The following is a 9570-nucleotide window of genomic DNA, read 5'->3' on the forward strand; positions in this document are numbered from 1 at the left end:
CTATCCATATAGACCCGTAGATTCTTTCTAACTGAAATCTGAGAAGAATCTTTAGATAAAGCTGAATAGCACGTAAATTGCTATAGCAGTGACCATGATGTTCGTCATGAAGTTGTATATAGCGACTTTAGTTCCGAGCTTTGGACCGAAATAGGCTATATAGTTGGGTAAGCTACTTTTCGCTAGAAATACAGCCATTGAGAATAAACTTCCTACAAGCAGTCCTCCAACGGCATAGATCGGTGTTACCGATCCATCGGCCAATAATTCACCGGCTAATGTTATTGAACTGGTTACATCGGCTATCCTGACAACAACGATTGTTGAAACCTCAGGAGGCAATCCAAATATCTGTGTAACTGGCTCTATATAATGAATAATTTCGTCAAATAAGTTAAGTGAGATAAGTAGGTTAGCAATTGTGTAAACTAAAACCACTCTTAACAAAATTTTCTTTAACGTTGGAATCGACTTAGAAACACCATCCCGAATAGCACTCCATCGATCCACAACCTTCTCATTAACCTCTTCTTTTTGAGCATGGGTTACAGCCCCATCAAGATACCTCCACCCTAATAAAATACCTATCACAGTAATTAGGAACGCAATACCAATCTGAAACACTATATATATCCCTCCAGCATACAGACCTAATAAAGGGAGAACTACAGGCAAATAAAAAGTAGGTATATGGCTTAAATATCCAAAAAAAGTCCCTGAAATAACTGTTATAATCACCTCCCTTTCACTGACAAACCCATCCTCATAAAAACCAGCCAACATCGCATAACCAGCAGACCCACTACCAAGCAAGGTGGTTACTGCAGCCCCAGACTCCTTCGAGAGATTCCCCCACCTAATAAACGGCCTAGAAAGAAAAGCCAGTTTATCCAGCAAACCAAACTTAATTAAGATGTTCGCACCCACAACACCCAAGATTATAAACGGCACAATCCTGGTGAAAAGCACAACCATCCGATCCATAAACGGCCCAAACAACCAATCCATAAAAACACAACAGAATCTAGAACTCAATACAAAATCATTCTTACCAAAAAAACTAACATCGTTAAGGGAATTGATTTATAACCTTGAGTTTATTTTAAGAACATCAGAGATATTTAATTAATAAGAGGAAAAAAATGGTAGAAATCGAATTAAAAGCTCCAATATGTGACCACACACACAAAATAAAAGCCAACGAGGATGGCGAAGACATAGTTGTAACAGTCGAAACAACATGCAGCCAAATAAAAACCCTCATAGGAGAAAAAATGGTTCTCACAAAAAGAGAAGCAATGGGAATCACAAACAACTCACCCCTAAACGAAATGCGAAAAGACTCTGAATCCCAATGCTTCGTACCACCAGCAATAGCCACAGCATGCGGAATCGCAAGCGGACGAATATCAAAAAGACTAGCCCAAAACGTAGGCAACACCCAAATGGAAATAAAAAACGAAGAATAAAATAAAAACAAAAACAAAAAACCAACAAAACCACCACACCCACCATAACACAAAGAACCCACCCAACAACCCAATAGAATATAGTTTAATTTAATTTAATTTAATTTACTTAACTTAGTTTAGTTTAGACTTCCGTAGTTTGATTTAGTGTATCTGTTTAGTTAGTTGTGTTAATATGGATTTTAAGGAAAAAGCATTGAAGTATAATGAGGGCGGGAAAATTGAGATAAAGAGTAAAGTGGACTTGAAAAGTCAGGAAGACCTAAGTCTTGCTTATACGCCGGGTGTTGCTGAACCGTCAAGAGAAATCGATGTAGATAAAGACAAAGTATACGATTATACAAACAAATCGAACACAGTAGCTGTGGTGAGTGATGGTTCAGCGGTGCTTGGATTAGGAGATATAGGGCCTGAAGCATCAATGCCGGTTATGGAGGGAAAAGCACTTCTTTTTAAACATTTTGCTGGAATTGATGCCTACCCATTATGTCTAAATCAAAAAAACCCTGAAGATATAATTAAAACCGTTCAAGCAATAGAACCAACATATGGAGGAATCAACCTAGAGGATATAAAGGCGCCAAAATGCTTTAAAATCGAAGAAGAACTTAAGAAAACTCTGGACATACCTGTGTTCCACGATGACCAACACGGAACCGCAGTGATTGTGTTAGGCGCGGTATACAATGCTCTAGAACTAACTGATAGAGATATAAAAGATATAAAAATAGTTATAAACGGAGCAGGAGCCTCAGGAATAGCAATAACAAAAATACTACTCGACGCCGGAGCTGAAAACATAATACAATGCGATAGCCAAGGAATAATCTATAAAAACCGCCAAAAAAACATGAACAAATACAAAAAAGAAATCGCAGAAAAAACAAACCCCGAAAACAAACAAGGCGACCTAAAAAAAGCAATGGAAAACGCAGACCTCTTCATAGGCCTATCCATACCAAACGTAGTAACCAAAAAAATGGTTAGAAACATGGCCAAAAACCCAATAGTATTTCCAATGGCCAACCCAGAACCAGAGATATATCCAGAAAAAGCCTTAGAAGCCGGAGCCAAAATAGTCGGAACAGGACGAAGCGACTACCCAAACCAAATAAACAACGCCCTAGGATTCCCAGGAATATTCAGAGGAGCACTCGACATAAGAGCAAAAGAAATAAACGAAGAAATGAAAATCGCAGCAGCAAAAGCACTAGCAAAACTTGCCAAACAACCAATACCTAAAAAACTAAAAAAACTATACCCAAACGAAGACCTAAATGGATTCAACGAAAACTACATAATACCAAAACCACTCGACCCCAGAGTAGTACCAAAAGTCGCAGAAGCAGTAGCCCAAACAGGAATAAAAACAAACATCGCAAGAAAAAAACCAAAACCAGGCCAAATAGAACAAAAAACCAAAAAACTAACCCAGAAAACAAATTTAATATAAACCTGAACCAACCTTTAAAACAAACCAAAAACAACCAAAAACAAAATAAAAACACAAAGAAATTAGGAGAAAAAATTGCCAGACAAGGAATACCTAAACATAGAAGATGTAAACACAATAGGAAAAACAATACTAGTCAGAATAGACGTAAACTCACCAATAGACCCCTCATCAAAAAGAATCCTAGACGACAATAGATTCAGATCCCACAAACAAACATTCAACAAACTAAGAAACTCCAAAATAGCAGTCATAGCACACCAAAGCAGGCCAGGAAGAAAAGACTTCACAACAACCGAACAACACACAAAAAAACTAAGCGAAATACTACAACGCCCAGTAGAATACGTAGACGACATATTCGGAACCCGAGCACGACAAAAAATCCAGCAAATGGAAAAAGGCGACATAATATTTCTAGAAAACGTCAGATTCTACTCCGAAGAAGTCCTACAAAGAGACCCCCAAACACAAGGAGAAACAATACTAGTAAACAAACTAACCCCCTACTTCGACTACTACATAATGGACGCATTCGCCGCTGCACACAGATCACAACCATCAATAGTAGGATTCCCCCAAAAAATACCCGCAATATCCGGCTGCCTAATGGAAAAAGAAATCCAAACACTCGAAAAAATAAAAAAAGAATTCAAAAACACATACTTCGTTCTCGGCGGCGTAAAAATCAAAGACAGTATAAAAGTAATAAACCACCTACTAGAAAACAAAACAGCCGAAAAAATATACGTAACCGGAGTAGTAGCAAACACCTTCATAAAAGCCAGCGGACACAAAATAGGAAAACCAAACACAGACTTCATAAAAGAAATAGCAGACACAAAACAAATAGAAAAAGCCAAAAAAATACTCAAAAAACACAAAAACAAAATAGAAATCCCAAAAGACGTAGCAATCGAAGAAAACGGACAAAGAAAAGACATACCAATCACAAAAATACCACAAAACAAAATGATACAAGACATCGGAATAGAAACCATAGCAGACTTCACAGAACAATTCAAAAACTGCCAAGCAATAGTAATGAACGGACCCGCAGGAGTATTCGAAAAAGAAAACTTCGCAATAGGAACAAAAGAACTCGTAAGAACAGCATCAGAACTCAACGCATACACACTAATAGGAGGCGGCCACATATGCACCGCAGCCGAAGACACATGCCCCCGAAAAGCATTCGACCACATAAGCACAGGAGGCGGAGCCCTAATGCAATTCTTCACAAACAAAAAACTCCCAGCACTACAAGCCCTAAAAACATCCAGAAAAAAATTCATGACAAAACAATAAAAAACGCCTCGGTAGCTCAGTTGGCTAGAGCGGTGGCTTCGTATCAAAAGAGAAAAAGCCACAAGCCGCGGGTTCGAATCCCGCTCGAGGCTTAAAATACAAAATATCAAAAAACCACTCAACAAATCCCTTTTTAACCCAAAAAACCCCTAAAACAATTCAATATAAAAAACAAGAAAATAAAAGAAAAATATGTAGGGGAGTGAAAAACCCCATTAAAGCATTTTTGTAGTGTTTATTCCAAGGTCGCCAACGATGTTATCATCAACATCTAAATCAGAGACTATCTCACCTGTTTCTTCATCTTCAAGACTTGCAATCCAGATTGCTTCATCTCCTGCATCGTTCACAGTGTTGTTATTAATTGTTATCTCTGAATCAGAGTTCTGTTCATCACTCACATATAAGCCTATGGCGCCTGTCAACTCATTATCAGTTATCTTTAAATCACCAGAGAAAAACTCGATACCAAACCACTCCCCTATTGCTAAGGCAGCAGTTCCATCAAGGTCCTTGGTAGTTTCTATGATGTTGTTATCTATTGTTATGTTTTCCCCTCGTGGTTCAACAACTACAGGAGCATCAGATGTTATCGTCAATCCTTCCACTGTAACTCCGTCTGCTTCAACTGTTACCGTTCCATCAATAGTTGAGCTGTGGGTGGTGGCTGCAGTCAATGTAACATCATCGGTTTGAATTATTACATTCTCTTCGTGTTCACCATAAACAACCAGCTCGTCACCTTCACTTACATTCTCTAACGCTTCCTGGATTCCATCATACTCTGTACCCGTGTCCTCGTTAACCACATATGCCTCTAAATCCAGTGTGAAAGGCAAGAAATCCAATACAAAATCAGGTACGTTTTCAGTTGCATTCTGGTTTACATTACCTGGGTGTTCAGGGTCATCAAGAGGATGTTTGTCGGATTGGCCTGGGGCTTCTTTATCCATTGCTGGTGTTTCTGGTGCTTGGTTGTCTTTATCTACCGTTGGGTTGTCTGCAGCTGGAATTGCAGCGACAGCTCCCGCAGAAAGAACTAACAGGAAAACCAAGATAACACCAATAATCAAATTTTGTTTCATGTATAAAGGCTAATTAACATACGAGGGTACATATTTTTTGGGTGAACTCATTGGTATCGTTGATTAGAATTCCCCGTGAACCTACCCATCCAACTACATGTTGGTTTAAGGCATACCTTTTGCTGCCTTATTTTGCCCATACTTGTTTTTTTTGGACAGGTTTTGGTCAAACAGACGTCTACTGCTATTTAAACAATCTTTCTCTATGGCTATTATATCTATCAGGCTGTATTTTCTCCCTAAAAAAGATGGTTATAGTCCTGATTAGAGATAATTATTAACAATATGAAACTATTTTAAGAATAAATAGATATAGAACTAAAAAATATATCGAGAATCCTATAAACAACCCAAAACACTATAAACAATTTCTTAAGATAACATTATACTATAAATCAAAGTAAAGCGAGTTAAACACCAAAAAAACGTAAAGGAAGAAATCAACATGAACAGCCATTATTTCTTAAAATGGGTTTGGGGTCTTAAATTCCAGGAAAAAAACATACTCTCGATAATAACTTTCATACTAACTGGAATCCTCATCTATACATTGATATTAGTTTTTGATTCAGTATACCCCCTATTCCTTGTTCTAGTCGCACTTGTTTTAACAAGTGGGTTTTATATAAGAACTTTAAACGTAATACCAAGCATCCTAGCAACAATCACTGTCTTAATCGTGTACGTTTTACATTTTAGAGACCTAATGTTAATAACACTTGAAATAACCTTTTTAAACTTATTTCTATTCTTCTTGCTTTCCCTATTGATCAGTATATTGATAGGGCACCTAAACTCTACTTTCCAAAAACTGAAGGTGGAAAAGATATCTGAAGCCAAAAAAAGATGGGACGCAGAGAAAAGAAAAGAATTTCTCTCCACACTGCTACGACAAGACCTTGCAAGCAAAAACCAGACAGTATGGGGTCACCTACAACTAATTACAGCAGAAGAACTACCTAAAGAACAACAAGAACACATAAAAAAAGCAAAAAACACATGCAACGAGATATACGAAACATTAAAACTAACAAAAACACTCGAAAAAATAGAAGAAAAAAACCAAACAACCCAAATAGACCTCACAAAAACCATCAAAGAATCAATAATCGAAATAAACAACCAAAAAACCAACCAAAACCTAAATATACAGAAAAAACTACCAAAAAAACCAGTAACCGGAGAAACAACAGAAGACCTAAAAACACTGATCAAACAAATAATAAAAACCAGAAAACAAACAACCACACCAAAAAACATCGAAATAACACTAAACCAAAACCAGAAAACAAACACAATAGAACTACAAGACGACGGAGAAAAACTACACAAAGACATCCAAAAACTATTCTCAGGCCAAACATACAAAGGAAACACAACAGGAGTCTGGGGAGTAAGATATTACCTAATAAACCAGATAGCCCAACACATAAACATCAACATACAACTCGAAAACACCAACAACAAAACAAAATTCAAACTAAAAATACCCACAAAAACCCAAACTCCAAAAACCAAAAACACTAAACCAGATATAACATAACAAACAAATAAACAAAATGTGATAAAATGAAACATAACAAAAACCCAAACAACCTACTAAACGAAATGGAAGGAAAAATGGGCTTCCTACCAGAAATACTCCAAGTAATAGAAGACGTAGACCCAGAAAACCTAAAAAGATACAACATGTGCAACAAAAGACTACTAGAAGACGGAGCACTATCAGCCAAAACAAAAGACCTAATCTCCCTGGCAGTAGTCGCCTCACAACAATGCGAACCATGCACAAAAGTAAGAATGAAAAGCGCATTAAACCATGGAGCCACCAAAGAAGAAATAATGGAACTGATGGAAGTAATATTCATAACATCAGGAGCACCAGCAGTAGCAGCATGCAAAGACGCATTAAAACTACTAAAAGAACAAGAATAATCACTCAACCCTACACTCAACGAACAATAAAAACCCCCCAAACCGCTTAACACAATCAATCCTAAAACCCCTCTCTTCAAGATACTTAACAGGCTCCCCCCTCAAATCATCACCAAGAACCCAAACACTAACTGGATTAACCAAACGAAACAAAAAATCAAGAAACCTATTCTCAGGCCTGACATGCTCCAACAACAACAAACGACCACCAGGCCTCAAAACCCTCTCAATCTCACCTAAACCCCTACCCGAATCCACATTACACAACAAAAAAGACGAAACAACCGTATCAAAACAACTATCCCTAAAACCAAGACTCTCCACAGACATCAACAAAAAACTAACATCAAAACCAACATCCAAATCCAAACAACGATCAACACCCCTACCCAACATACCCAAACTAGAATCAACACCAACAACACCATCAACACCACGATAAAAAGGCAAATTCAAACCAGTACCAACACCAACCTCAAGCACACAACCCTCAGCCCGCTCCCCCAAAACCTCCCTCCAACCATCCAAAAACAACCAGCCAAAAAAATACATAAAAAAATCATAAAAAACACCAACCAAACCAACCCAATTAAAACCCAAAACCATACAAAACACCACACATAAAAACTCCAAACCAAACAACTAAACAATTTCCCATAAAAAACAAAAAACCAACAGAAAAACAAAAAACACCATGGGCCGGCCCGGATTCGAACCGGAGTTACCACCGCCCCGGGGTGGAAGGATACCAGGCTACCCTACCGGCCCAACAACCAAAGCCTATTCATTCTCAAACGAATTAAGTTTAATGGCCAAAAACAAAAAAAAAGAAAATAAAATAAACCTACCCCACCAATACACAACTAATGCCGGGATGGCAGAGCCAGGACTAATGCGGCGGGTTCGAGACCCGTTGATGCTTGCCGCATCACCTGGGTTCAAATCCCAGTCCCGGCGTCTATTTTAAAGTTTAACGCCCTTCACCAGAATAGGTAGCCGTAGCTATTTCAAAAATATATCTTTTGATATTTCTTGATAAATCAAGCCGTTTTCAATGCTATTCTGGAGAATACAATGATAATTGGTGATATAATAATGCCTACAATGGATTATGAAGGGAAAGCTGAAATAGAATTAGAAAAAATTAAAAACCACACTGAAATAACAGAAAAAAACAAAGAACTACTCATAAAATACCATAGAGACCTAGTACTCGATGGATACAGTGGAGCAAGAAAACACAAACTCCTAAACACGCTTAAAATAATAGCAATAGAAATAGAATACAACTTCAAAGAAGCAACAAAAAAAGACTACATGATAATTATAAAAAGTTTCTACAAATGGATAAACAATGGTGAATATCCAGAGAAAGTAAAATGGATAAAAACAACGTTAAAAAATCGTAATAAAAAACTTCCTCAGTTTAATAAATTTTAAAGAATTATTTTGAAATTAATATAGTTTTACTTCAAATGAAATTCTACATATACGTTATATTTAATTGTCCAGACAAGATGTTTACTTTTATATTTTTATGTATTTCAATTTTCCACATTAATGGGTTTTATTTGGTTTTTTGGAAATAAATTTATTGAGTTTGTGTTAACAGGGTTTGGTTTTTTTAGCGAAAAGTATGTGTTGGTTTAGTTATAGATATTGTATTTGAATGGCTGGTTTGGTTGGTTTGATTTCGCATCCATATAGGTTGATTAGGGTTTTTCCTGGTGAGGTTGAGTATCTTCTTGTTCCTAGGGCTCATACGAAGCTTGCTAGGAAGGGTAGTTGGGTTTTGGATGGTGATTGGGATAGGTGTTTTTCTGATGAGAGCTTGGTTTATCTTGGTAGTAATGAGGGTTTTAGGGATTTTTGTTTGATAGATTTTGAGAATTTTGTTTTTTTTAATTCTCTTGTTGAGCGTTTTGTAGGTGGTGTTGAGTGGGAGGATACTGAGTTTTATAGAAAGGTTGTTACTTTAGATATTTCTTGTAGTCGGTACACGAGTGTTGATCGTATTAATGATCAGTTGGAGAGGTTGGATAGGCTTTATTTTGATATTAGGGATAATGGGTATAAGACTCAGGCGGAGTTGCAGATGAATGGTGGTGGGCCTTTTGAACCGGTTTCGAATAGGAGGTTTCCTGAGTTGGGTGAGGTTATTGTGAATGTTGGTAGGGATGGTGAGGTTTTGTTTAATACTGGTCGGCATAGATTTTGTATAGCTAGGGTTCTTGGTTTGGAGATTCCGGTGAGGGTTTTTTTAAGGCATAAGTGTTGGCAGGATGTTAGGAGGGAGGTTTTTCTGGCTCGTGATGTTGAT

Annotated in this window: 11 protein-coding genes and 3 tRNA genes (1 of these 14 cut by a window edge); 10 read left to right on the forward strand and 4 right to left on the reverse strand. The window is 37.3% G+C overall.

Features of this window, described 5'->3' with window-relative positions; translation table 11 throughout:
- Positions 1-51: 51 nt before the first annotated feature.
- Positions 52-927, reverse strand: a complete 876-nt coding sequence (locus AMET1_RS05760) for a nucleoside recognition domain-containing protein (RefSeq protein ID WP_236629464.1) — start codon at positions 925-927, stop codon at positions 52-54.
- Between AMET1_RS05760 and AMET1_RS08060 the strand changes: the two genes are divergently transcribed.
- The 5 genes from AMET1_RS08060 (at position 815) to AMET1_RS05780 (ending at position 4322) form a co-directional block, all read left to right on the forward strand.
- Positions 815-1129, forward strand: coding sequence for a hypothetical protein (locus AMET1_RS08060; RefSeq protein WP_236629478.1), 315 nt, complete (start codon positions 815-817; stop codon positions 1127-1129). The two genes, AMET1_RS05760 and AMET1_RS08060, sit on opposite strands and share 113 nt — an antisense overlap.
- Before the next feature lie 13 nt (positions 1130-1142).
- Positions 1143-1469 (forward strand): DUF6951 family protein, encoded by a 327-nt coding sequence (locus AMET1_RS05765; protein ID WP_086637542.1) that lies wholly within the window; start codon positions 1143-1145, stop codon positions 1467-1469.
- Positions 1470-1644: 175 nt separating this feature from the next.
- The gene (locus AMET1_RS05770) at positions 1645-2922 is read left to right on the forward strand and encodes an NAD(P)-dependent malic enzyme (protein WP_086637543.1); all 1278 of its coding nucleotides are present in this window, start codon (positions 1645-1647) and stop codon (positions 2920-2922) included.
- A gap of 75 nt (positions 2923-2997) precedes the next feature.
- Positions 2998-4230 carry a phosphoglycerate kinase gene (locus AMET1_RS05775; protein ID WP_086637544.1) on the forward strand — a complete coding sequence of 411 codons (1233 nt, stop codon included), beginning with the start codon at positions 2998-3000 and terminating at the stop codon, positions 4228-4230.
- A 5-nt stretch (positions 4231-4235) separates the two neighbouring features.
- Positions 4236-4322 (forward strand) — tRNA-Thr (locus AMET1_RS05780).
- 123 nt (positions 4323-4445) lie between these two features.
- On the opposite strand, the gene AMET1_RS05785 is transcribed toward AMET1_RS05780, so the two are convergent.
- Positions 4446-5285: a right-handed parallel beta-helix repeat-containing protein gene (locus tag AMET1_RS05785; RefSeq protein ID WP_161490801.1), complete on the reverse strand. Its 840-nt coding sequence runs from the start codon at positions 5283-5285 to the stop codon at positions 4446-4448.
- A gap of 475 nt (positions 5286-5760) precedes the next feature.
- Between AMET1_RS05785 and AMET1_RS05790 the strand changes: the two genes are divergently transcribed.
- Both AMET1_RS05790 and AMET1_RS05795 read left to right on the forward strand, forming a co-directional pair.
- Complete coding sequence (locus tag AMET1_RS05790) at positions 5761-6858, forward strand: ATP-binding protein (protein ID WP_143406867.1); 1098 nt, start codon at positions 5761-5763, stop codon at positions 6856-6858.
- Between the two features lie 26 nt (positions 6859-6884).
- A complete protein-coding gene (locus AMET1_RS05795; RefSeq protein WP_086637547.1) occupies positions 6885-7250 on the forward strand; it encodes a carboxymuconolactone decarboxylase family protein in 366 nt (121 codons plus the stop codon).
- Here the strand turns inward: AMET1_RS05795 and AMET1_RS05800 are convergent, their stop codons facing one another.
- Together AMET1_RS05800 and AMET1_RS05805 are read right to left on the reverse strand one after the other, a co-directional pair.
- A complete protein-coding gene (locus AMET1_RS05800; RefSeq protein ID WP_161490802.1) occupies positions 7251-7778 on the reverse strand; it encodes a class I SAM-dependent methyltransferase in 528 nt (175 codons plus the stop codon).
- Between the two features lie 167 nt (positions 7779-7945).
- Positions 7946-8018: transfer RNA gene (locus AMET1_RS05805), tRNA-Pro, on the reverse strand.
- 100 nt (positions 8019-8118) lie between these two features.
- Here AMET1_RS05805 and AMET1_RS05810 point away from each other — a divergent pair.
- The 3 genes from AMET1_RS05810 to AMET1_RS05820 form a co-directional block, all read left to right on the forward strand.
- Positions 8119-8207 (forward strand) — tRNA-Ser (locus AMET1_RS05810).
- 117 nt (positions 8208-8324) lie between these two features.
- Complete coding sequence (locus tag AMET1_RS05815) at positions 8325-8690, forward strand: hypothetical protein (protein WP_086637549.1); 366 nt, start codon at positions 8325-8327, stop codon at positions 8688-8690.
- A gap of 229 nt (positions 8691-8919) precedes the next feature.
- On the forward strand, positions 8920-9570 hold the 5' portion of the coding sequence (locus AMET1_RS05820) for a hypothetical protein (protein ID WP_086637550.1). Its footprint extends 72 nt past the window's final position; only the first 651 of its 723 coding nucleotides appear in the window; its start codon is at positions 8920-8922; the stop codon falls past the right edge of the window.

The sequence above is a fragment of the Methanonatronarchaeum thermophilum genome, from assembly GCF_002153915.1.
GTDB classification, from domain to species: domain Archaea; phylum Halobacteriota; class Methanonatronarchaeia; order Methanonatronarchaeales; family Methanonatronarchaeaceae; genus Methanonatronarchaeum; species Methanonatronarchaeum thermophilum.

Excerpts from the sequence above, each read along its gene's own strand:
- AMET1_RS05765 (WP_086637542.1), top strand. The coding sequence starts at position 1,143 with ATGGTAGAAATCGAATTAAAAGCTCCAATATGTGACCACACACACAAA.
- AMET1_RS05770 (WP_086637543.1), top strand. The coding sequence starts at position 1,645 with ATGGATTTTAAGGAAAAAGCATTGAAGTATAATGAGGGCGGGAAAATT.
- AMET1_RS05790 (WP_143406867.1), top strand. The coding sequence starts at position 5,761 with ATGAACAGCCATTATTTCTTAAAATGGGTTTGGGGTCTTAAATTCCAG.
- AMET1_RS05795 (WP_086637547.1), top strand. The coding sequence starts at position 6,885 with ATGAAACATAACAAAAACCCAAACAACCTACTAAACGAAATGGAAGGA.
- AMET1_RS05815 (WP_086637549.1), top strand. The coding sequence starts at position 8,325 with ATGATAATTGGTGATATAATAATGCCTACAATGGATTATGAAGGGAAA.